The sequence below is a fragment of the Flavobacterium sp. FG68 genome (assembly GCF_057808895.1).
This window is the reverse complement of sequence record NZ_JBMDIY010000012.1, coordinates 39,879-64,471: the sequence shown is the minus strand read 5'-3', so window position 1 is coordinate 64,471 and position 24,593 is coordinate 39,879. Positions and strand designations below refer to the sequence as shown.

22 protein-coding genes are annotated in these 24,593 nt (G+C 33.4%); 16 read left to right on the top strand and 6 right to left on the bottom strand.

The window, feature by feature from the left end; genetic code table 11:
- Positions 1 to 2: 2 nt before the first annotated feature.
- Entirely contained in the window at positions 3 to 770 is a 768-nt protein-coding gene (locus tag ACODSB_RS09730; protein WP_488936880.1) for a response regulator transcription factor, read from the bottom strand.
- 351 nt (positions 771 to 1,121) lie between these two features.
- Between ACODSB_RS09730 and ACODSB_RS09725 the strand changes: the two genes are divergently transcribed.
- The 12 genes from ACODSB_RS09725 (at position 1,122) to ACODSB_RS09670 (ending at position 14,858) form a co-directional block, all read left to right on the top strand.
- Entirely contained in the window at positions 1,122 to 1,790 is a 669-nt protein-coding gene (locus ACODSB_RS09725; RefSeq protein WP_053470697.1) for a hypothetical protein, read from the top strand.
- A gap of 127 nt (positions 1,791 to 1,917) precedes the next feature.
- Complete coding sequence (locus tag ACODSB_RS09720; RefSeq protein WP_488936879.1) at positions 1,918 to 2,562, top strand: helix-turn-helix transcriptional regulator; 645 nt, start codon at positions 1,918 to 1,920, stop codon at positions 2,560 to 2,562.
- Positions 2,563 to 2,620: 58 nt separating this feature from the next.
- The gene (locus tag ACODSB_RS09715; protein WP_053470695.1) at positions 2,621 to 2,959 is read left to right on the top strand and encodes an NHLP leader peptide family RiPP precursor; all 339 of its coding nucleotides are present in this window, start codon (positions 2,621 to 2,623) and stop codon (positions 2,957 to 2,959) included.
- Between the two features lie 94 nt (positions 2,960 to 3,053).
- Positions 3,054 to 3,575, top strand: coding sequence for a cyclic nucleotide-binding domain-containing protein (locus tag ACODSB_RS09710; protein WP_053470694.1), 522 nt, complete (start codon positions 3,054 to 3,056; stop codon positions 3,573 to 3,575).
- Positions 3,576 to 3,605: 30 nt separating this feature from the next.
- Positions 3,606 to 5,174, top strand: a complete 1,569-nt coding sequence (locus ACODSB_RS09705; protein WP_488936878.1) for a TolC family protein — start codon at positions 3,606 to 3,608, stop codon at positions 5,172 to 5,174.
- 16 nt (positions 5,175 to 5,190) lie between these two features.
- Entirely contained in the window at positions 5,191 to 6,453 is a 1,263-nt protein-coding gene (locus ACODSB_RS09700; protein ID WP_488936877.1) for an NHLP bacteriocin system secretion protein, read from the top strand.
- 9 nt (positions 6,454 to 6,462) lie between these two features.
- The gene (locus tag ACODSB_RS09695; RefSeq protein WP_053470692.1) at positions 6,463 to 8,664 is read left to right on the top strand and encodes an NHLP family bacteriocin export ABC transporter peptidase/permease/ATPase subunit; all 2,202 of its coding nucleotides are present in this window, start codon (positions 6,463 to 6,465) and stop codon (positions 8,662 to 8,664) included.
- Positions 8,665 to 8,674: 10 nt separating this feature from the next.
- Entirely contained in the window at positions 8,675 to 11,587 is a 2,913-nt protein-coding gene (locus ACODSB_RS09690; RefSeq protein ID WP_488936876.1) for an NHLP bacteriocin export ABC transporter permease/ATPase subunit, read from the top strand.
- Between the two features lie 5 nt (positions 11,588 to 11,592).
- A complete protein-coding gene (locus tag ACODSB_RS09685) occupies positions 11,593 to 12,735 on the top strand; it encodes a DUF7005 family protein (protein ID WP_488936875.1) in 1,143 nt (380 codons plus the stop codon).
- Positions 12,736 to 12,832: 97 nt separating this feature from the next.
- Positions 12,833 to 13,690, top strand: coding sequence for a helix-turn-helix domain-containing protein (locus ACODSB_RS09680; RefSeq protein WP_488936874.1), 858 nt, complete (start codon positions 12,833 to 12,835; stop codon positions 13,688 to 13,690).
- 99 nt (positions 13,691 to 13,789) lie between these two features.
- Positions 13,790 to 14,440, top strand: a complete 651-nt coding sequence (locus ACODSB_RS09675) for an HD domain-containing protein (RefSeq protein WP_488936873.1) — start codon at positions 13,790 to 13,792, stop codon at positions 14,438 to 14,440.
- A 148-nt stretch (positions 14,441 to 14,588) separates the two neighbouring features.
- Positions 14,589 to 14,858, top strand: a complete 270-nt coding sequence (locus tag ACODSB_RS09670; RefSeq protein WP_180858867.1) for a hypothetical protein — start codon at positions 14,589 to 14,591, stop codon at positions 14,856 to 14,858.
- An 81-nt stretch (positions 14,859 to 14,939) separates the two neighbouring features.
- On the opposite strand, the gene ACODSB_RS09665 is transcribed toward ACODSB_RS09670, so the two are convergent.
- The 4 genes from ACODSB_RS09665 to ACODSB_RS09650 all read right to left on the bottom strand — a co-directional run bounded on the left by ACODSB_RS09665 (position 14,940) and on the right by ACODSB_RS09650 (position 17,853).
- Complete coding sequence (locus ACODSB_RS09665; RefSeq protein ID WP_488936872.1) at positions 14,940 to 15,662, bottom strand: SDR family oxidoreductase; 723 nt, start codon at positions 15,660 to 15,662, stop codon at positions 14,940 to 14,942.
- Between the two features lie 92 nt (positions 15,663 to 15,754).
- Complete coding sequence (locus tag ACODSB_RS09660; RefSeq protein ID WP_488936871.1) at positions 15,755 to 16,351, bottom strand: Crp/Fnr family transcriptional regulator; 597 nt, start codon at positions 16,349 to 16,351, stop codon at positions 15,755 to 15,757.
- A 121-nt stretch (positions 16,352 to 16,472) separates the two neighbouring features.
- The gene (locus ACODSB_RS09655; RefSeq protein WP_488936870.1) at positions 16,473 to 17,162 is read right to left on the bottom strand and encodes an SIMPL domain-containing protein; all 690 of its coding nucleotides are present in this window, start codon (positions 17,160 to 17,162) and stop codon (positions 16,473 to 16,475) included.
- A 52-nt stretch (positions 17,163 to 17,214) separates the two neighbouring features.
- A complete protein-coding gene (locus ACODSB_RS09650) occupies positions 17,215 to 17,853 on the bottom strand; it encodes a rhomboid family intramembrane serine protease (RefSeq protein WP_488936869.1) in 639 nt (212 codons plus the stop codon).
- Positions 17,854 to 17,966: 113 nt separating this feature from the next.
- On the opposite strand from ACODSB_RS09650, the gene ACODSB_RS09645 reads away from it, so the two are divergent.
- Positions 17,967 to 18,842, top strand: a complete 876-nt coding sequence (locus ACODSB_RS09645) for a lysophospholipid acyltransferase family protein (protein ID WP_488936868.1) — start codon at positions 17,967 to 17,969, stop codon at positions 18,840 to 18,842.
- Between the two features lie 208 nt (positions 18,843 to 19,050).
- On the top strand, positions 19,051 to 20,535 hold the full coding sequence (locus ACODSB_RS09640) for a glycosyl hydrolase (protein ID WP_488936867.1): 1,485 nt from the start codon (positions 19,051 to 19,053) through the stop codon (positions 20,533 to 20,535).
- A 65-nt stretch (positions 20,536 to 20,600) separates the two neighbouring features.
- Here ACODSB_RS09640 and glmM read toward each other — a convergent pair whose 3' ends face one another.
- Positions 20,601 to 21,989 (bottom strand): phosphoglucosamine mutase, encoded by a 1,389-nt coding sequence (gene glmM / locus ACODSB_RS09635; protein WP_488936866.1) that lies wholly within the window; start codon positions 21,987 to 21,989, stop codon positions 20,601 to 20,603.
- Between the two features lie 289 nt (positions 21,990 to 22,278).
- Between glmM and ACODSB_RS09630 the strand changes: the two genes are divergently transcribed.
- Both ACODSB_RS09630 and ggt read left to right on the top strand, forming a co-directional pair.
- Positions 22,279 to 22,863 (top strand): acyl carrier protein phosphodiesterase, encoded by a 585-nt coding sequence (locus ACODSB_RS09630; protein ID WP_053470680.1) that lies wholly within the window; start codon positions 22,279 to 22,281, stop codon positions 22,861 to 22,863.
- Positions 22,864 to 22,894: 31 nt separating this feature from the next.
- A complete protein-coding gene (gene ggt / locus ACODSB_RS09625; protein ID WP_488936865.1) occupies positions 22,895 to 24,577 on the top strand; it encodes a gamma-glutamyltransferase in 1,683 nt (560 codons plus the stop codon).
- The last annotated feature ends 16 nt before the right edge of the window (positions 24,578 to 24,593 follow it).

The window sequence follows — 24,593 nt, the reverse complement described above, 5'->3', positions numbered from 1 at the left end:
TACTAAATCAGCTTATTATTTGTAGCATACGCAATCGCTTCGGTAATGCTGGTTACCTCTAGCCTTTCAAACAATTTTCTGCGGTGAAATTTTACAGTATCCGGAGAAACAAATATTTCATCGGCAATTTCGTTTATCGTAAAACCTCTGGTAGAAAGCTGCAAAATTTCTTTTTCTCTTTTAGATAAAGCAACTTTTTTAGATTCTTCCCAATGGTCTTTATCCAAATTATAGTTATGAACTTTATTTTCGCCGTTTTTATATATTTTGATGTTTCCTGCCTTACGTTCAGATGATAAGGAAATAATACAAATCGCTTTCCATATTTTTCCGGTATTGGTTAAAAAAACCGGAGTAAGTTTTTGATTGATTAAGATTAATTTCCCTTCCTGGTTTTTTAAATGAAAATCATAAGAAATCGTATAGAGAATCCTCTCATCTTGTGGTATTTTTTCATAAAAATCAAATCCAACAGAATTAATTTTCAATAGCAAATCTAAGTCTACAGGAGGAACATGTTTAAAATAAAAAGCATATCCCATTTCCAAAACCTGCTCTGCCGTATTGCCGCACAGAAACAATGGATTATCCGAAACAAACTCAAAACCTTGTTCCAAATAATCTATAACATAGATACTCGTATATGTTGCTCTTGCAAATGCCTTAATAGGTTCTAAATAATCAAATTTTTGAGCCCTTTCTTCATCTGTCAAGCCGTAAATTGTGTTTCTGGAATCAAAAAACGAATTCGGATCCTGGTCTATCATCATTCATAATTTTAATCAAATGTAATCCTTTTTTGTAATGTATGAAAAGAATTACATTGTTCTTGTAAAAATAAGAATAATAATACTTATTGATTCTCAAATTGTTAGACATGGTATTTATGTTAAAACCCTTGTCAGATTTTACTTAAAGCCCCGTAAATACACGCCTTACAAAAAACCGGGTTTTCTATTATCAGCGAACTTCTTTCAATTTTAACAATTTTAATTTAAAAGAAGTGGCTACACTTTAGAGTAGTTTATTGATTTACAGATAAATACTACCATTTAGTGTAGCAGAACAACGCTATATGAAAATTAGCTTTGTTACAAACAAACCAACGAACCAAAGAACTCATGATTATAACTCAAAATTACCTAGAAAGACTAGAACTGGACCAGCTGAGTGAATTAGCCAAGTTTGTAGTCGAAGAGAACTTCAGTCATCATTGTGAAGATGTAAATAGTAATGAACTTGTAACAGACACTCAGGAAGTGTATGATGAAGAATTAAATTATTTTAAAGATTCTGAAATTTTCGTTGCAAAAGATTTTTCAGGAAATATTCAGGGATCTATTAGAGTAATTAAATGGGATTATAAAACGAAACTTCCGCTTCAGAAAATTTTTAATATCGATCCATTAAGTGTCTTCGGTTATTCTGATAAGTTTTCATCTGTTTGGCATATTGGCCGATTTGCAACTAAAAAAAATATCGAGGACAAAACTCTTTTCAAAAGATTAATGGTTTGTGCCATTTCTCCTATTTGTGAACAAAAAAATGGTGTTGCCTTTGCAGAGTGCGACAGCAAACTATTAAGAATTATGAAGCTGCTGGGAATAAAAGCCCAGGTTATAGGGGACTCTGTACACTATCTGGGTTCTGAAACTATACCAATAGCATTGAATTATGAAGGCTTAAGGGAATTTTATAATAACAATAAAAATTTTGTAACCTCCTTCTCTATCGATAAAATATCCCATAAAACCATTAAAAAGAAAAAGTATCACTCCCAAGCATGTTAATTCTTCCTTCAAAATAAATTAAATATAAGCCAAAACCCTATACCCCAAAATACTCCCCATTACAAGACCCAATTAAGATTTTTCAGATTATTGATTAACCGTTAATTCTATTACAATCATGAATGAAATGATAAAAAATACCACAATAGATTGGTCTTCCCCAGATATTTTGAACCAGATAGTTCAGAATATTAAAAACCCTTTAGAAAACATTATTGAGGCCAGCAAGCCCAGTATAACAAATAATAAAACACAAACTGAAATTATTTTTTCGAGCAGCAAACAAATTAATGATCTGATTGAAGAAATTTTAGACGGCATCAAATCTAAATCTGTAAGCCTTACTGTTCAGGGACGTCCGGAAATTTTTGACATTTATGAATCCAATAAAAATGTTCAGGAATTGTGTATAAACAAAATTAATCCACAAAAAGTGACAAAACTGGATCAAGACTGGTTACTGAATTTAGAAAAAGAAATTTACAGTTCTATCAGCCAAAATGATATGAACCTTTATGAACTGTCCTATAAAATGGCAGTAAGCGAAAGACAACTGCATAGAAAAATTGCAAATTTAGTTTACCTCACACCCAATAAGTACATCCGAATATTGAAACTTCATAGAGCTAAATATATGATCGATAATTATATACAAAACTCAATTTCGCAAATCGCCTATTCTGTTGGGTACAACGATGTACATTATTTCTCAAAGTTGTTTTCGTACCAATATGACATTTCACCTAAAGAACTCATAAATTCTTTACGGTAAAGCATTATTTATCAGCATCATAAACTCCAAACAAAATATAAATTTAAGACTAAATAAAATGATTTTAACAGAAGAACAAAAAAAGGGTCAGGATGTTTTTTTTAGGATAATTACAGAAGCCTGGGTAAACGATGATTTTAAAAAATCATTAATTACAAACCCCGAAGAAACATTAGAAAAGTTTTTTGGTAGAAAATTACCAATCGGTAAAAAGATCAAAGTGACAGATCAGTCTGATCCCGAATATCTGTACATCAATATTCCTATAAAGATGCAGCAAAAGGATCAGGAATTAGATGAAAAAAAACTAGACAAATTAAGCGGCGGAACTTCTAACCGGACTAGTACTACTACTGACTATGAAGGTTTATATGATTCTTTAGGGAATATATATTAAATAGAATTTTCAGGTGTCAGAAATCACAGATTCTTTGTCTTAATCAACAAACGAATTACAAATAAATTAGTATAACCTTAAAAAAAATAAAATTATGAAAAGAGCACTTTTTTTCTTAGGTCAGTTTAATAACAGAGATGTAGAATGGTTCATTAACAATGGGCAGAAAATAGAATTAGGAAACGGCGAAAAACTTATCCAAAAAGGGAATTTTATTGATAGTCTATACATCGTGTTATCAGGTCAATTATCTGTATGTGCAGAGAATGGCGACAAACAAGACATTGCAACATTAGGATCTGGAGAAGTTGTTGGCGAAATGTCTTTTTTAGAAACAAGACCGCCATCCGTTTCTGTAATCGCCAGAAAAACATCTGTAGTTTATAAAATATCCCGCGAGGTGATCGAACTGCGACTTACAACAAACCCGGATTTCAAAGCTAATTTCTATTATGGTTTAGCCTTATTCCTGTCTAACAGATTAAGAAAAACAACAGATCAATTAGGTTATGGAACTGCGGAAGAAGAAGATTTAATTGATACAAGAATTTTAGATGGTGTTGCACAGGCAGGCTCACGTTTTGGGCAGATCTTGCATCGATTTTCGGAGGCATAATAAAATATAAATTTTAAGACCAAAATTTAAATGAGATTATACTATTCCTTTTTTGCAATATGGATTGTCGCTGTTACTAATTTACAAAGCCAGTCTAAAATTAAATGTGATTTAATTGAAATTTCAACCATAGCATTTGACAAAAGCCCAAATATTAAAAGGACTTTTTATGCAATAGAAAATGCCGAAGGGGAACTTCAGGTACAATGGAGCACATTTGATTTTAATTTGAATTCTGGACTTTCATACAAAAACAGCAGACTGAATCTCTACGATGCAGATCCAAGAAATCAATATATCGAGAGATCACTCAAGTCAAATTTAGTAGATTTTTCTGCCGGACTGCAAAAAAGATTTAGAACATCACAAATTGCCGAAGTAAGTTTAAGATATCTCTATAACGACAGTAATTTTCCGCTTAATACCTTCAATGAGTTTGTAGGGGCTTTTTATGGAACTCATACGGGAGTACTTAATTTCTCCTTAACCCAGCCGCTTTTAAGAGGAAGAGGAAAAAAAGTAGCAACAACCGGAGAGCAGGTTGCAAGTCTTTATATTGATAAAAACAAATTCGATTCTGAGTTTACAAATTCATACGAAATCCTGCAAATTGGTATTGCCTATTGGAATTATTATACCGCATTTAAAAGCCTCGATGTTTATATACAAAACGAAAGCCGAGTAAGAAACGTTCTGGAAATGACCCGAGAATTAATAAAAGCCGACAAAAAACCGGAGAGTGATATGGCTCAGGTAAATGCCGATTTAACGAATCAGGAAAGATTGACTTTTGTTGCTCAGCAAAATTTATACAATGCAAGATTAAATCTGGGAAGAGCAATAGGTTTATCTGATGAAGAAAGTCAGGAACTGGGCGATCCGGTAAATGATTTTCCTGCAGTTGCAGAAAGCGGTTACAAGCAAAATATCAATAAAAGTGCGCTTATTAAAAGTGCCAAAGACAATCGAGGAGATTTAAAAGCCATACAAAAAGTTACCGAAGCCGTAGAACTTCAATACCAACTAGCCGAAAACAATTTAAAACCTCAGCTCGATTTAACCGGTTTTGCCTATTATGGCAGTACAAGTGTAGGAAATGGAGTCGACAAAACATTTTCTTCGTTTGTAAACAATCAGGGACAAGATGTTGGTGTGGGCGCAAAACTGACTTTTTCATTTGCCTTAAATAATAACCTGGCAAAAGGAAATTATGCGATTAATAAAATTGCAGTAAAAGATCAGGCCGTAATAAGCGATAATACCAATCGAAACGTTGACTTAAACGTAAATATGGCACTTAACAACCTAAACAATAGTGTCCTGATTCTTGAAAAAGCAAAAGAATCTATGGGATTTCACAAAGAAGCTTTTGACAACGAAAAAATAAAATTTCAAATGGGTTTAACCACACTTTTGAATTTAATGTTGTTTCAGGAAAGATTCACCTATTCAGAATTAGAATATCTAAATGCAGAGCAGCAGTTTTCAAATGCAATTGTAAGCCTCAGACACGAAACAGGAACACTTTTATCTAAAGAAAAGTCCAGTTTTAAAGTAGATCAAAATGTATTTTATACTGTTCCAACTATAGAAAATTAATAAAAATTTAGAAACTATGTCAGCAAGTTTTTTCAGAAAATCAGCTTTAGAAAAGCTTTCTACACCAGAAAAGTTAGATCAATTAATTAAGGTTACAGGTCCTAAAGCCTGGATAGCTTTGACTACAGTTGCGGTAATATTATTTACGGCAGTTTTATGGTCTTTTGCGGGTACCGTAAAAACAAAATTAGATGTAGTTGGTGTGGTACAAGGCGGCGATGTGCATGAAGTAGTAGCTACTTCACAAGGGCAGTTAGTAGAGCTAAAAGTAGCAATTGGTGACAATGTTAAAAAAGGAGACATTATTGCCACGATAAAACAGCCGGAACTGCTTCAGCAAATAGAAGATGCAAAAGCAGTAGTCTCTGACCGAAAGTTTGAAATGGGAAAATTAGCCTCTTACGGAAATCAGGGAACACAATTACAAGGTGAAATGATTAAGCAGACGCGTGTAAGTATTCAGGGCGAAATTGAATCTGAAAAAAAGAAACTGGCGTTTTTAAACAATCAATTAGAATCTGAAAATAGTTTAATAAGCAAAGGTTTAATAACAAAATCTGAAGTAGCCAATACCAAACAGCAAATAGAAGCTTCAAAAAATACGATTGAACGACTAAAAGGTCAAAAAGTAGAAACCTTAAACCAGCAGCATAATTTAGGTTTTGATATGCAGCAAAAAGTAACATTGCAAAACCAAAGAATTGCAGAAGCGGAAAGAAACTTACATTTCCTGACCGAAAGATATGATCAGCAAAAAAATATAAAAAGCCCTTATGACGGTGAAGTGGTTGAAGTTTTAACCGATGCCGGAATTGTTGTTGCCTCTGGAACGCCTTTATTCAAACTCAAAAACCTTGACGAAACCAAATTAAGCGAACTAAAAGGCATTCTATATATTCCGTCACAAGATGGAAAAAAAATACGAAAAGGTATGGAAGCCTTAGTAGTTCCATCAACCGTTCAGCCGCAGGAATATGGATTTATAAAAGGAAAAGTAACCTATGTTTCTGATTTTCCTGTAACGCAGCAAGGTATGCTGACTTCTGTTAAAAACGATCAGCTGGCAAAAGGACTTTTGGCACAAGGTCCATTATTTGAAGTTCATGTTGATTTTGAAAAAGATCCAAAATCATACAGTGGCTTTAAATGGACATCGGCAAAAGGACCGGAGATTTTTATAAAAGAAGGTACTTCATGCATGGGAAAAGTGACCATAAAACAAGAACCTCCCGTGACGATAGTAGTTCCCGCATTCAAGAAATTTTTTGATTTATATTAATAAATACAAATGGGAGATATTGCAAATTTTGTTATAGAAAAACAAGCCCGGCCAGTTAAGGTTCCAACTGTATTACAGATGGAAAGCGTTGAATGTGGCGCGGCAGCTTTAAGTATTATTTTAGGTCATTTTGGTAAATTCGTTCCTTTAGAAAAATTAAGAATAGCTTGCGGTGTTTCCAGAGATGGGCTTAAAGCAACTAATATCATAAAGGCCGCTAAAGAGTTTGGATTAGATGCAAAAGGATATGCCAAATCTATTGAAAAGCTAATGCAGATTAAAACGCCTGCCATTATTTTTTGGAATTTTAATCATTTCTTAGTGCTAGAAGGTTTTACCAAAAAAAAGGTATACTTGAGCGATCCCGCACAAGGAAGATATTCTGTAAGCCATCAGGAATTTGATGATGCTTATACCGGAGTTGTACTGACTTTTGATACTAACGAAAGTTTTGAAAAAGGAAATGAGAAAAAAGGACTTATAGGATCTTTGCTTTCAAGAGTAGCCAGTTCTAGATTAAGCATTACTTATATCATTATTGCCAGTTTATTTTTAGTAATTCCGGGTTTAATAATTCCTTCGTTTCTTACCGTTTTTATAGATAAATATTTAGTCAACAATTTTTCTGGTTTTGTAATGCCTTTATTGTTGATAATGGGCGGAATCTTAATTATTAATTCAGTTTTAGTATATCTACAGCAATACTTTTTACTTAAGCTCGAAACAAAGTTAGCCTTAGTTACTTCCAGTAAATTTTTATGGCACGTTTTTCATTTACCAATTGCTTTTTTCACACAGCGTTATAGCGGAGAAGTTGGCAACAGGGTTTCCTTAAACGATAAAGTTGCCAAATTATTAAGCGGCGATTTAGCTAACGCAGCCTTAAATGTTATAGTGGTTATTTTTTATGCAATTCTAATGTTTTCTTATGATGTTACGCTCACCTTAATCGGGATTTTTATGGCGGCATTAAATATCATCATCTTAAAATGCGTGGCTACAGCCAGAAAAGACGGAAGCCGCAGATTGAGTAATGAAACCGGAAAATTGCTAGGTACAACTACTTCAGGAATTAGTATGATTGAAACCTTAAAAGCATCCGGAAGAGAAAATGATTTTTTTACCAACTGGATAGGATATTTGGCCAAAGTGATGAATGCACAACAAGAACTGGGCTGGTTAACTATTCGATTAAATGTTCTTCCAAATTTAATCACCTCATTAACAAATTTCTTAATTCTGGGAATTGGGGCTTTACGAATTATGGACGGCGAAATGACCCTGGGGGCTTTAGTAGCCTTTACTTATTTGATGAACAATTTTATTACACCCGTTAATCAATTGGTAACTGTAGGTAACACGCTGCACGAAACAGAAAGTGATATGAGTCGAATTGATGATGTATTGAATTATGAAATTGACAATCAGTTTAGAGAAAAAGAATCCAGCCAAAACTCACAGCCAGATCATAACGAAGTTCCTAAAAACAAACTCATTGGTTATTTTGAAATGAAAGATGTCACATTTGGCTATAACACTACAATGCCGGCATTAATAGAAAATTTCAATTTAAAATTAAAACCCGGAAGCAGAGTTGCCTTGGTAGGAGGTTCAGGAAGTGGAAAATCAACAGTAGCCAAAATTGCTTCGGGACTTTATGATCCGTGGAAGGGCGAAGTTTTATTAGATGGAAAAAACAGAGAAACCATTGCAAGAAATATCATTACAAGTTCATTAGCCGTAGTAGATCAGGATGTTATTGTATTTAATGGAACAATTAAAGAAAATATCTCTTTTTGGGATTCTATGATTTCAGAAAAACACATTATAAATTCTGCAAGAGATGCGGCGATTCACGATGTTATTTCGGCCAGAAGCGACGGTTATGATAGTCATGTAATGGAAGGCGGAACCAATTTTAGCGGCGGACAGCGCCAGCGTATTGAAATTGCCAGAGCCTTATCCGGTAACCCGACTATTTTAGTTATGGATGAAGCCACCAGTGCCCTTGACCCAACTACTGAAAAAACGGTAATGGATAATATCAAGAAAAGAGGCTGTACCTGCCTGATTGTAGCGCACAGGTTAAGCACTATTATTGATTGCGACGAAATAATAGTAATGGAACTGGGAAAAATAGTAGAACGGGGTTCTCATCAGGAATTGCTAAAACAAAATGGGGTTTATGCACATTTGATCGAATCAAAATAAATTTAATACCATGTCAGTGAAAGAGAAAATACATATAGGCGTTGAAAATCCATTGATTCTAAATAGTACAGATAGTTTCTGGATGGTTATTTCGGGAGAAGTAAATGTGTTTCATACTAAAATTGATGAAGACGGAGCATATTTATGTCCTTTAAAGTTTTTGTATTCTGCAAAACAAGGCGAATTACTATTTAGTTTACTAACTCAGCATTGCACCCAAAATATTAGATTAATCGTTTATTCGAATGAAGCTAAATTACTGGCAATTCAAAAAAGCGACCTTTTGAATATTGACCCTTTCTTTTTGAAAAATTTGATCAATAAATGGATATCCAAAACATCTTCTGAATTAAATTTTCAAAACGCACCAAGAGTTTATACTGCGCTTGATGATTTTAATACCATAAATTTAAAAGAAAATACCGTTGCATATCCTTCGCACGGCATAAACTGGGTAAGTTTAAACGGCGGAAGTCTTTCTGTTTTTTCATCTGATATCGCTGTTAATTTTGATGATGTCTCTAATTTTCCAATTCCGGTATCAAATAAGTTATGGATAAAATCCTTATCCGATCAAACAGAAATTAAAATATTAAGCACCAGAGAAGTTATCGAGGAAGAAGTTAATCTTTTGATTTCTTTAGAAAAAATACAATCTTATTTTTATACCCAGCTTGGCAAAACAATAGAAAATAATAGTGTTTTTGAAAATGAACATTTTAAAGCTAAACTGATCAGCGAAGAAGATGAGTTAAAAAACACACTCGAAAAAATAAAATCTATTGTAACAGGCAGTAAAAAAAGTGTACCGCATGTAACAGCTTCAAAATTAAATAAGCAAAGTGTACTTTATTCAACCTGTCAGGTTATTGCAGATCACAGCCAATTTAAATTTGAAGAACCCAAACATATTGATGCAAACGAAACCAGTGCAAAAAACCTGCTGTATGCCATAGCAAAAAGTTCTAAAATAAGAGTCCGCAAAATTATTTTAAGAGATGCCTGGTGGAAAGAAGAAAACGGACATTTACTCGCCTTTACCAAACAAAAAAACGAACCCGTTGCACTTATACAAAAAACGTCCAGTTCTTATTTAATAAAAAATTTATCCGACGGTTCTGAGTCAATTGTGAACCACGAAATAGCAGCGTCTTTAGAACCAATTGGTTATATGTTTTTTTCTGGATTCGATGTGAAGATGAATTCCATGAAAAAGGTATTAAATTTTGCCATGAATGGCGTTAAAAAAGATGCCAAACTATTAATTCTGGCTTCATTAGCAGGAAGCTTAATTGGACTATTAGTTCCTATTTTGTCAGGAGTTATTTTTGATGATGTTATCCCTACCGCAGACAGATCTATACATTTAGAAATATTTAGTATCATGATCATAATCGCTTTGGTAACAGCAGGACTTCAGCTTGCCCAAGGCGTATTGCAAATGCGAGTAGAATCAAAATCCAGTATTAACCTTCAGGCAGGTGTAATGGATTATATATTGAGACTTCCGGTAACTTTTTATAAAAAATATACCGCAGGAGATCTTACCAATAGGGTTTTAAGTATCAATTCGATACGACAAATACTTTCAAGCACCTTAATGACGGCTGTATTAAGTGGAGCCTTCTCTTTTGTAAATCTGATACTTCTTTTTTACTACGACTCTAGTTTGGCCTGGATTGGCGTTGCATTAGCTGTAATCGCTGTTGTTTTTATGATAACTATGGGCTGTTTAAAATTAAAATATGATCGGGAAGTTTCTAAATATCAGGGAGAAATTCAGGGTTTTCTTTTTGAATTTTTATCCGGTATAAGCAAAATAAGAATAACAGGCGGAGAACGAAGAGTTTTTACATTATGGGCAGAGAAATTTTCAAAACTAAAACAATTAGGATTTAGTTCCGGTAGTTATCAAAATTTTGTCGAAATCTTCAATAGCTCCTATCCCCTGTTTACAAGTATTTTCTTTTTCTCTTTCATCTATTACAGCGTCCTTAATCCTGCTGCTCCGGGAGCAAACATGATCTCTGTAGGTTCCTTTATGGCATTTATTACCGCTTTTAATAAATTTTTGGGCGATAGTTTAAGGTTAAGTATGGCTTTTATAACCTCTTTAAATGTTATTCCGCTTTATGAAAGGGTAAAACCAATTTTAGAAGAAGAAGCAGAATCCATGGATCAGAGTATTGATCCGGGCGAATTGGCTGGCGATATCGAAATGAATTCCGTTTCGTTTAGATACAACGAAAATCAGCCATTGATTTTAAAAAATATTACCTTCAAAATTAAGCCGGGCGAAATGGTTGCTTTTGTTGGACCCTCGGGTTCCGGAAAATCAACTATTATGAGACTGCTTTTAGGATTCGAACATGCTGAAATGGGCTCTATATATTATGATGGAAATACTTTTGACACCATGAACAAAGAACTTGTTAGAAGACAAATAGGCGTTGTACTGCAAAATGGAGCATTGATGGCCGGCAGCATTTATCAAAATATTGTCGGGAATTCTGAATTGACCTTAGATGATGCATGGGATGCCGCGCGTATGGCAGGAATGGAAGAAGATATCAAGAATATGCCAATGGAAATGCATACTCTTGTTAGCGAAGGCGCTGGAACATTTTCCGGAGGACAAAGACAACGACTTATGATTGCAAGAGCTATTGTGCATAAACCAAGATTACTGTTTATGGATGAAGCCACAAGTGCACTCGATAACAGAACCCAAAATATTGTAGCCGAAAGTTTAGACAAGCTTCAGGCTACACGTATTGTGATCGCACATAGATTAAGCACCATAAAAAACGCAGATCGCATTTATGTTCTGAATCAGGGAGAAATCAAAGAATGTGGCACTTATGAAGAGTTAATGCAGCAAGATGGCATATTTACACAACTGGCTAAACGCCAAATTTCGTAATGATCATGAATAATTCATTCCTCCCCGAACCAATTGATCAGGTTGCATCAATTGATTTATCAGACAAACTTAAAGCCTATCTTTTTAATAAGTTTCCTTTAAATGATGACTGCAGCGTTTCTACTTTTACCGAAGGCCCGGAAATTCAATTCTGGGAAGATTTTTTAATGGATTTTTCAAATGGAAAGGACATTTTTAATGCACTAAAAGAATGTTATCCGTCATTAAATTTTCTAATTGATAAAGAAATTGATAAAGCCGAATTGTATAACAACATACTTTTAAAAGGTACAACAAACGATATAAAATTAACTTCTTACATAAAATTAGAAGACACAAAAAATATCAGTTTAGAACTTCACCAAAGTATTGCAGGCAAAATCCCGGTTTTAACCATCCCTAATAAAGAAGATTTTGTAAAAATACTACAGTCCATAATACACAAAAACAATCCCTTACCCATTCCTGCATCAATGGGAGCTGTGTTATTAAATGGTCTTAATAATTCGAAACGGTTTAATATTATTAAAAAAAACTGGCTGCAAAATAATCCTTTTGGAGACTGGAATACCGAGTTTACAAACAACATTATGCCCAACAAATCTTTGTATAAAGATAAATTGATCATTTTAAGTACAAAACCTTACAGCAATGTACCGGCAAGTCAATTAGGTTTAGAAGAAGATCTATGGATTTCATATTCTATTTCTATTCGAAAAGAACATGAATTAACACATTTATATACACTCAAAAAATACGGACAAGCCACCAATAACCTGCATGATGAACTTATCGCGGATTATATAGGAATTATTAAAACCATATGGAATTATAATAAAGTCTGGATGCTGACTTTTATGGGATTAGAAAATTATCCACATTACAGAGAAGGTGCCCGATTAGAAAATTATGTAAAAGAAAGTAAATTATCTCCGGAGGATTTTAAGCAATTGATTACCATAATAAAAAATGCTATTGAAAACATTGCCATTTTTGATAAAACTGCGGGCAAGGTAAAATCAACTAAAGATCAAATGTGCAGAATAGATTCACTTTGTGAAATAAGTTTAACTGATTTAGCGTCTGCAAATGGTGCCGAATTGTTAATTGATATTTATTATGAAAATTTCCATAGAACCTTATTTTAATCTTTACATTTGATACAATTCAAATACCGTTGTTCAAAAAAATTCTAACTACCTTTGACCTTTGTTATCACTTTCATAAACAATTCTGTCAAAAATTATGCTTTCTATATCAAATTTGGTTGTAGAAGAAGAGATTAAAAATTCATTCTCGATACGCTTTCTTGAAGACAAGAAATACAAGCAAAAATCAACGTACAGACTTGTTTATAACCGAATCTTACTAATTGAATCCGGCGAAGGAGAAATAATTATTGACGACCAGATTTTTCAAATTTCATCTTCACAACTATTTTTAATCGCAAAAGGACAATTTATAAGTTTTAATGCTGAAACAAAATTTACTGGATACGAACTTAGTTTTGGCGATTGTTTTTGGGAAAGAACGCCTTCCAGCGCCAACAACTGTAAAGCTGTTTTGTTTAATAATGCTTCTGCCAATCAAACCATTCCGTTAAATCATCAGGACAATATTGAACTTATTTCAATTTTTAAATCTTTATGGTATGAATACCAAAAAGAGGAATACATCAATCAATTAGATGCTTTGGCTGCATATCTAAAAATTATAATGATTAAGATTGCAAACGTAAATCATTCCCTCTCAAAAGGCTTTGACAGCTACGAAAATCAAATCTATGCACAGTTTTTAGAATTAATCAGCAAGAACTATAAAACGTCTAGAGAAGTGGCAGATTATGCAGATCTTTTAGGAATTTCGGCACGAAAGCTAACAGATTTATGCAAACGCTGCAGTAACAGAGGCGCAAAAGAATTAATAAACGGACAAATTCTTGCCGAAGCCAAAAGAGCGTTGCAGTTTACTTCTAACCCAGTAAAAGAAATTGCTTTTCAGCTCAATTTTACGACCGCAGAGCAATTCAGCCATTTCTTTAAAAAGAATGCTCAGGTTTCTCCTCATGAATACAGATTACTTTTTTTAAATATTGGAAATTAAATCCTTAACAAAACTCGTGTAGTTTTTGACATGCGCTTAACGTAATTTGACATTCCTCAAACAAGTTTCTCACGATACCTTTGAAAAAAACAAATTATCATGTCAGTAAACAAACTAAAAACAGTTGCAGGAATAATTATTCCGGACAGTTCTATTGCACAGCAGGCTACAGAACTTTTATTAGAACACGGCACAGAATTTATCTACAACCATTCTTTGCGTGTATTTTTATTTTCTTCTTTAAACGGAAAAAGAAGACAACTTAAATATGATGAAGAATTATTGTATGTGGCTTCCGTTTTTCACGATTTGGGTTTAACGAAACATTACAGCAGTACAGATTTACGTTTTGAAGTAGACGGTGCCAATGCGGCGAGAGATTTCCTCAAAAGCCATAATTTACCAAAAGAGTCACTTCAATTGGTTTGGGATACCATTGCTCTACATACCACAATTGGTATTGCAGAACATAAAGAACCAGAAGTCGCCCTTATGTATTCTGGAGTTGGTCTGGATGTTATGGGTGAAGGCTATGAACATTTAAGCGATCAAAACAGAATTGAAATTCTGGACGCTTTTCCTCGTGATGATTTTAAGAACAAAATTATTCCAACTTTTTTCAGCGGATTTGAACACAAAACAGAAGCTACTTTTGGAAACATAAAAGCCGATGTCTGTGCTTACATGATTCCAAATTTTCATCGCAAAAACTTTTGCGACTGTATTTTGCATTCTCCATGGAAAGAGTAATAAATTAATTTACAAAATAGTAAGATGAGAATTTAGTAACTCATTCTCAAAATTGTATAAAATAAATAGCAGTAAAAAAATTTAATTTTAAGTTATGCTAATTGAAAAGTTAGATAAAGCTTAAACTATAAATTTAAACCTCTCTATTATGATTTTTGACGATTACTATTATATACCAGAAGAATCTACAGGCGACATGACTTCTTACGAAGAGCAGCTACTTTTAAATTATGATGATTATCTGCAAGGAAATCTTTCGAACACATTAACATCGCATAAACATTTCAATCTTGAACTGGATGATCTTGAAGATGAATTCCTTGATGATGATATGGAATCTGAATACGACGAAAATGACTGGGAAGAACTGGAGAATGAAGATGATTCTGAACCTGAAACTTTTTTAATGCAAAGCTGAAAGTGGATGCATAAATATTGGTAAAGGAGCCTTTGAAAATATTCATTAGCTCCTTTATCTTATAATTTAATTGGATTGATTTTATACTAATGAAGTTCCTCCATCAATAATTAAAGTCTGTCCTGTGCCATATTCCTGCTCCAATAAATAGACAAATGTTTTAGCAATATCTTCGGCCTCGCCTACTCTTTTTACAGGCAAAGCGTTTCCAATATTGGTATACATTTCATTTCTTTCATTTTCAGACATACCGCCCCAAAGTTCTGTTTTTACTACTCCAGGCGAAACAATATTAACTCTTATTGGTGCTAATTCCATTGCTAATGCTCTTGAAAAACCTTCCATAGCTGCACAAATACTGGCACCCAATGCCCAGCCTTTATTAGGTCTGTTGCTTGCAATTCCGCTGGTTAGTACAATTGAACCTGTAGAATTGATAAATGGCGCTGCATATTTTACGGCTGTAAAAGCGCCCCAATAACGAATATTAAAATAATTTTTAGCTGTTTCTAAAGCAGTATCTTCCACATTTGAAAGCATAATATTTTCACCCGCAGTAAAAATCAAATGATCAAACGGGCCAATTTTTTCAAAAAAACTTTTGACTTGCAATTCATCGGTCACATCAATAACTTGCCCAGATGCCTGAACTTTTATTTCCTGCAAAGCTTTGTTTATACGCTGTTGATTACTGGACGCAATTATTACATTTGCTCCTTTTTGTACGATTGATTTTGCTGTAGCCAAACCAATTCCGGCACTTCCTCCTATTATAACTACTTTTTTGCCTTTTAGATTTTCCATTGTTTCTTGTTTACTATTATTCACTATTTTTTAGTCGAACAAAAGTAGAAAGTCACTTACGGAATGGATTTAACAAATGTTAAAAAGGAAATTTAGAACGCATTCTTTTTAATTCTGCTTAAGGATTGTTTGGTAATGCCGAGATAAGAAGCAATATCAGTTTGGGATACTCTGGAGGCAATATTAGGTTGTCGCTCTATAAATTTTTGATAACGTGATGTTGCATCTGTACCAAGATAAAAATTGCGCAGTTCTACTTTATTAAGCAGCGCTTGTTGAAAAATAGTATCAAGCATTGGTTTAAAATAAGGCAAATCTTTAATCAAAGATTCTAATTTACTTCTTTCCAAAACAATTATTTCTGAGTCACAAGCAGCCTGAACGATATCTTGAGTTGCTATATTTTCGGTAAAACTTTTCAAAATAGTGCAAAAGTGATTTTCACCAAAAAAGAAATGGATAACATCATTTCCTTTATCACTAATACTCGCAATTTTCAATACACCATTACAGACAAAAAAGATTTCATTGGCAATTTTATTTTCTTCGATTAAAATCTCTCCTTCTTTTACAGATCTATATTCTAAATATTGCGCAATACTATTTTTATCTTCTAAAGAAATTTCATGAAAAAGATCTAAATGATTACAAAACTGCTCCAGCATATTATTACAATCTTCTTTTAGCATTTTCAGTATATTTTAACTTTATCAAAGTTAGAAAGATTAATCATCATTGATCAAAAAAAAAATCCAAATCCCAATCGTAAAATTGGAATTTGGATTTTTTATTATTTGGAATTTAAACTATTTAGTCCAAAATAAAACTTACACTAACATTTGCTGTAATTTCGATTTCACCAACTGCTAATGTTTCGTTTTCAGCTCCTGCATTATCAGCAGCCATTGACTTCATAGCTGCGTACATTGGCTGCGGGTGGTAAATTTGTGAGTTATCTGAAATAATATAAGCTTTACCTACTTTTTGACCTAAAACTGAAACGTAATCTTCTGCTTTTGCTTTAGCATCTTTCATCGCTAATTTTCTGGCTTCAGACTGTAATGATGTTAATTTAGAAGATTCAAAAGAAACTCTGTCAATACGATTAATTCCTTGTTGAACCAAACCTTCCATCAATTCATCATATTTAGATAAATCTTTTAAAACGATTTCTACAGTTTGTGTCGCATTGTAGCTTGTTTTCTTTTTCTCGTAATCGTATTGCGGATTAAGTGCAACTTGTTTTGTTTTGAAATCTGCAGTTGGAAGATTCATTTTTTTGATGAATTTTAAAACCGCATCCATTTTTTCGTCATTTTGCTTTTTGACATCTTTAGCATTATTCCCTTTTGTTTCAACCGTAGCTGAAATACAAACCTGATCAGGTGCTACTTTTACTTTTCCTTCCCCATTTACATTAATTTGAGGAATTTGTTTGGTTTCCTGGCCGTAAGACATAGTCATAAACATGATTGTTAAAAATAATACTAGTTTTCTCATTTCTGTGATATTTTAAGTTATTGATTAAAGCATTTCAAAAGTTATGCCAGCATTATAATTTTCCCAATTTAGCCATGCCGAAAAGAATCAAAATTGGGACTAAAAGTAAAACAACGATGAAAGTATTATCATAAACTAATAAAGGCTCTTTTATCAAAGTAATTAAGTATCCGCCAATTGCGCCTCCAAAATGCGCTGTATGTCCAATATTATCATTTTTAGCTTTCATTCCATAAATAGAATATAATAAATATAAAATTCCGAAAAGATAAGCGGGAATTGGAATTATACCAAAAATTCCAAGTGTCATATCAGGATGAAGTAAAATTGAAGAGTATAAAACCCCGGTCACGGCTCCTGAAGCTCCAACAGCACGATAGCTGTAATCATTTTTATGAAAGATCATGGTAAGAAGACTTCCGAAAATTAAACTTCCAAAATAAACCAGAACAAAAGAAAAAGTTCCCATCCAGTCTATAACCACTGGTGCAAACATCCAAAGTGTATACATATTAAAAACCAAATGTATAATATCTACATGCAAAAAACCAGACGAAAGCATTCTGATTTGTTCTCCTGCACGTATGCTCCCAACATGAAATTCGTATTTTCTAAAAAAATAAAGATCGTTAAAACCTTTATAACTAATCAGTACATTGGCCACTATAATTCCAATTAAAATGGTATTCATAAATAATATTTAATGTGAAGGGTAAAGATAAACAATATCAAACATAAGTTGATGAGAATCCAAAATATCGAGCTTATTCATTTTTACATTATATTTGTAGAAAAAAATTTTAGATGCAATTTATTGTTTATATAATAGCCTTCCCTTTACTTTGGCTAATCTCTATACTCCCATTTCGCTTATTTTATTTGTTTTCAGATTTTGTATACTTTTTAGTTTACAGAGTTATTAGATATCGTAAAAGTGTAGTACGCGAAAACCTGGCACTTACTTTTCCTCATTTAAGCAAAGCTGAAAGAAAAGTCATTGAGAAAAAATTTTATCACCATATGTGTGATATGTTTTTAGAGATGGTAAAAACATTGAGCATTACACCCGAAGAAATGGAAAAGCGATTCCATGTTACTAATATTGAATTAGTTCAGGATTATGCAAGACGAGGTAAAAGTGTAATTCTTGTTGCTTCACATTATGCAAGTTACGAATGGCTTTTAACCATTAATCCAAAACTGGGTTTTCAGGGAATTGCAGTATATAAAAAAATTGCTAATCCTTATTTTGATAAATTGATTAGAAAAATTCGTTCCAAATACAATACCGAATTAGTTGAAACAAGAAAAGCGATTCCAACAATGGCCCAAAACCAGCGTGACGGAAAACTAAGCATGTACGGACTAGCAAGTGATCAATCGCCTAAACTGGACAGAATTTTTCATTCGATGAAATTTATGGGTATTGAAGTTCCTGTACATACAGGAGCCGAAATGCTGGCAAAAAAATATGATTTAAGTGTAATAATGGTAAAAGTAAAAAAGGTTTCAAGAGGATATTATGAAGCCACATTTTTATCCATTGCTGATAATCCGCATGATTATAAAAATTTTGACATTACAGAGAAATACCTGAAAGAAGTAGAAAAACAAATTCTTGAAGCTCCTGAATTTTATCTATGGACACATAAAAGATGGAAACATCGCGTGGACAAATAATATACAAAAGAAAATCCAAAAAGTATCTATCGCTTTTTGGATTTTCTTTTTTAATGAAACCTGCAAATCTTCATCACAAGGTTTTTAAAGACTTTAAAATACATTTTGATGGGTTTTTGTAATATTTTTTTTTGACTTAAAAACTACACAAACCACATAAATTTGAAGTTAACTAAATCGAATAAAAAACCTTACCAAAATTTTAATCATGATTAAAAAGTTACTTTTTACATTTTTGTTAATAACCGTTTCGATTACAGCATTTGCCCAGAGTCCGAAACGCGGAATTGCTTATGGAAATAATTCAACGGCTGATTTATTAGCACTTAAACCGGGAATTTCCTGGTGGTACAATTGGGGATCACTTCCTGAAAATGACGTTAATGCCAATTATGCAACACTTGGAGTTGAATATGTCCCAATGATTTGGGGAAAATTAAGCGATGCTGAAGTACAAAATTTTATAAATAAAATTAAACCAGGTGCTAAATATTTATTAGCTTTTAACGAACCTAACTTTAATGATGGCGCTCGTTTAACTCCTCAGGAAGCTGTAAATGCATGGGTAAACGTAGAAAAAGTTGCTGCTGCAAAAAACTTAGAAATCGTAAGCGCATCACCGGCTTTTAATGGGCCTGATAATTATGGCGGTTACAGCAGTCCTACTGCATGGCACGATCAATTTTTTCTTTTGTGCCCTGATTGTAAAGTCGATTATATTGCTTTTCATACTTATGACAGTTCTGCTGGCGCCGTGATAGGCGTAACCGGACTTTTAAAAAACTACAACCGTCCAGTTTGGGTAACTGAATTTGCAAACAGAGTAATTCAGTCTGAAGCAGATAAAATTTCTTTTATGAAGCAAATCGTAAACAGTTTTGAAAACGATCCTGATATTTACAGATATTCATGGTTTACAGGCCGCGTTCCGGCTGATTGGACTGATATGCAGGAAGGACAATTATTAAGCCCTGCAAGCGGTGTTTTAAAACCAATCGGAACTGCTTATATCAATGAAAGTTTTACAGCAAAAAAAATGACAGTTCCGGGAAGAATTACTGCTAATAAACATTACAGAAGAAAAGGAACAGGGCTACAAAACACAACAGATTCCGGAACCGGACAAAATGTATGTTTTATAGACAGCGGCGACTGGAACGAATTTATGCTTAATGTTGCCAATGCAGGAACTTATAACTTAACGTTTAGAGTTGCTTCGCCAACTATTCCGGGGAAATTTGACATTTTAGTTAATGATGTTGTAGTAAAAACAGATGAAACGTTTCCTGTAACTGGTGGATATCAAACATATGCAGATAAAGTTGTAAACGGAGTTACATTGCCAAAAGGTGAGGTTTATTTAAAAATTAAGTTCAAATCAAATGATATGAATTTTAATTATATTGATGTAGCTTCAGGAAACTTAGGCGTAAATGATCCAAAAGCAGATAATGATTCTTTTACGATTTATCCAAATCCTATTAAAGTTGAGTCTACACTTCATATAAAATCTTTTACAACAGAACCTATATCTCTAAAAATAGTGGATATGAAAGGAAGTGTGTGTTTCTCTTCTAATGATTATTCTACAAACCAAGATATTAAGATTGGCGATAAATTAGCCACTGGAGTTTATATTGTAAATGTTTCTTATGGTTCAATTAACAAATCAATGAAAATTATAAAGAACTAAATTTAACTATAAAAAAGCGCCTTTCAAATAAATGAAAGGCGCTTTTTTATTTCTCATTGCAAAATTTATATTCCTGCAATTTCTTTTATTTCATCAATAATACGAAGTGCTAAAGTATCCGCTTCTTTTTGCGAAGGCGCTTCTGTATAAATTCGAATAATTGGTTCCGTATTCGATTTTCTTAAATGAACCCATTCATTAGCAAAATCAATTTTAACGCCGTCAATTGTCGAAATATCTTCGTTTTTATATTTCTCTGTCATAGCCGTTAAAATGGCATCAACATCAATTTGAGGAGTTAATTCGATTTTATTTTTGCTCATATAATATTCCGGATATGAAGCTCTCAATGCCGAAACTGCTATTTTTTTATTTGCTAAATGCGTTAAAAATAAAGCAACTCCCACCAAACTGTCACGTCCGTAATGCAATTCAGGATAAATAATTCCGCCGTTACCTTCACCGCCAATAATTGCATTATTCTTTTTCATTAATTCAACAACATTCACCTCTCCTACTGCACTTGCTTCATATTTTCCGTTATGTCCATTTGTAACGTCACGCAATGCACGTGACGAAGACATATTCGAAACTGTATTTCCCGGAGTTTTACTCAAAACATAATCTGCACAGGCAACTAATGTATATTCTTCACCAAACATTTCACCATCTTCACTGATAAAAGCCAAACGATCAACATCTGGATCAACAACAATTCCTAAATGCGCTTTTTCTTTTACAACTAATTCAGAAATATCGGTTAAATGCTCTTTTAAAGGTTCTGGATTGTGCGGAAAATGTCCATTTGGTTCGCAGTATAATTTTACCACTTCAACGCCCATTTGTTCTAATAAGTTTGGAATAATAATTCCGCCAGAAGAATTCACTCCATCAACAACAACTTTAAACTTAGCATCTTTTACAGCCTGAACATCAACTAAAGGCAAATTCAATACTTCATCAATATGAATATCCATATAAGCATCATTCAGTGTAATTTCTCCAAGATTATCAACATCAGAGAAATCAAAAGCTTCAGCTTCGGCAATTTCAAGAATTTTAGCACCATCATCTCCGCTTAAAAATTCTCCTTTTTCATTCAATAATTTCAAAGCATTCCATTGTTTTGGATTATGAGATGCCGTTAAAATAATTCCTCCATCTGCTTTTTCAAGAGGAACCGCAACTTCAACTGTAGGCGTTGTAGAAAGTCCCAAATCAATTACATTAATTCCTAAACCTATTAAAGTATTTACAACAAGATTATGAATCATAGGTCCCGAAATTCTAGCATCGCGGCCTATTACAACTGTTAGTTTTTCTTTTGAAGTATTATTTTTAAGAAAAGTTCCGTATGCCGATGCAAATTTTACAGCGTCAACAGGAGTCAGGTTATCTCCCACTTTTCCACCGATTGTTCCTCGTATTCCTGAAATCGATTTTATTAAAGTCATCTTTGTGAGTTATGGTTATTTTATTACAAATATAAAAAAGTTACTAAGCTTATGAGGTTCTACGAGGCTAAGTTTTTTTTCTACTTTAAATATTCAGGTAAAATCTCTGATTATTTTATCATAATTATCAAGGCTCTTAGATGATAAGATGCTAATGTTTTTTTAATACCTTAAATATTTAAGTAAAATAGTGACTATTTTATAACAAAATGATTTAAAAAAGTTTTTATACATTTACTAAAATAACTTAGTGACTGAGTAACTCAGAACCTTAGCAACTTTAAAAAAAATGAATTTCTTAGCCCATATATATCTTTCCGGTGATAACGATTTAATCAAAATTGGCAATTTTATGGCTGATGGCATTCGCGGAAAAAAGTTTGAGCATTTTCCGCAAGATGTTCAAAAAGGAATTCTTTTACATCGCTTTATAGACACTTATACAGACTCTCACGATATTTTTAGACAAAGCACCAGACGTCTTCACGAAAAATACCACCATTATTCCGGAGTAATTATAGATATTGTTTACGATCACTTTTTAGCCAAAAACTGGTCGAATTATTCCGATGAAAAATTAGAAGACTTCATCAATCGTTTTTACAATTCACTGCACGAAAACTATGCTGTTTTAACCGAAAAAACCCAAGGTTTAATGCCTTATATGATAGAAAGAAACTGGCTTTTAAGCTACAGAACAGTCGAAGGAATTCATCAAATTTTAACCCAGATGGACAGACGTTCGAGAAATGTTTCTAAAATGCAGTTTGCCAGTGAAGAATTAAAAGAATTTTATACAGAATTTGAACAGGAATTCACTCTTTTTTTTGAGGACATTCAACAACAAGCCAAACAAAAATTACTTTCCTTATAAACCTAACCATTTTATAAAATATGTTCTTGTTATGAAAAAAATTTCACTTCTTATTTATTTTATATCCTTTTACAATTTTGCACAACACACAGCCTCACCAACTGGTTTAACATCTTCAAAAGCAATGGTCGTTTCGGCTCGTGCTGAAGCTTCAAAAATTGGCGTAGAAATAATGAAAAAAGGCGGTAATGCATTTGACGCCATGGCCGCAACCGAACTGGCCCTTGCAGTTGCCTATCCATATGCCGGAAATCTTGGCGGCGGCGGATTTATGGTGTACAGAAAAGCAAACGGAGAAGTTGGAAGTTTAGATTATCGTGAAAAAGCACCGCTTGCCGCAACAAAAAATATGTTTCTGGACAAAGACGGAAATGTAATTCCCGGAAAAAGTACCGAAACTCCTTTAGCAATTGGTGTTCCCGGAACTATCGCCGGAGTTTTTGCCGTTCATAAAAAATTTGGTTCTCTGCCAATATCAGAAATTCTGAAACCAGTTATAGCACTTGCAGAAAAAGGTGTCGTTGTAACCCTAAAACAACAAAAGCAGCTTGAGAATTATCATGATGCCATTGTAAAAGCAAATGGGCCAACGACCTTAATGGCCGGAAAATTCAAAGAAGGCGATACAATCAAATATCCTGCGCTTGCCAGCACTCTTAAACGAATTTTAAAAGGCGGTAAAGATGAATTCTACAAAGGCAAAACTGCCCAAGTTTTAGTTGATTATCTGAAGAAAAAAGGCGGTATTATTACGCTTAAAGATTTAGCATCTTATGAAGCAAAGTGGAGAAATCCATTGCAGTTTGATTATAAAGATTTAAAAATTACTTCGATGGCTCCTCCTAGCAGCGGCGGTATTTGTCTGGCACAGATTCTAAAAATGATTTCTCCGTTTTATTTATCAAAAATGGGACACAATTCAGAGCAATCCATTCAGGTAATTGTGGAAGCAGAAAGAAGAGCTTACGCCGATAGAAGCCAATTTTTAGGAGATCCTGATTTTGTAAAAATTCCAATTAAAGGTCTTTTATCAGATTCTTATTTAAAAGAAAGAATGTCAAATTTTGATTCTGAAAAAGCTTCATTATCATCAGAAATAAAAGAAGGAAAAATTACGTATAACGAAAGTACTGAAACAACGCATTATTCTATTGTAGATCAATTTGGAAACGCCGTTTCTGCAACTACAACAATAAATGACGGTTTTGGATCTAAATATTATTGTGATGAATTAGGCTTTTTCTTAAACAACGAAATGGATGATTTTAGTGCAAAACCGGGATCACCAAATATGTTTGGATTAGTTGGAAACGAAGCAAACAGCATTGCTCCTCAAAAAAGAATGCTAAGCTCTATGACGCCGACAATTGTAGAGAAAAACGGGAAATTATTCATGGTTGTAGGTTCTCCCGGAGGTTCTACAATTATAACATCTGTATTGCAGACTATTTTGAATGTTTACGAATATAATTTAAGTATGCAGGCAGCAGTAAATGCACCACGCTTTCATCATCAATGGCTTCCGGATCTTATTACATTTGAGCCAAATACGTTCAATTATAATACCATTGAAAGTTTAAAAGCAAAAGGATATTTGATCAACGAAAAAACGACACCTGTAATTGGTAAAGTAGATGCTATTTTGGTTCTGCCGGATAATACTCTTGAAGGAGGTGCTGATTTTCGAGGTGATGACAAAGCTGCGGGATTTTAAAGCAAAAAGATTTTAG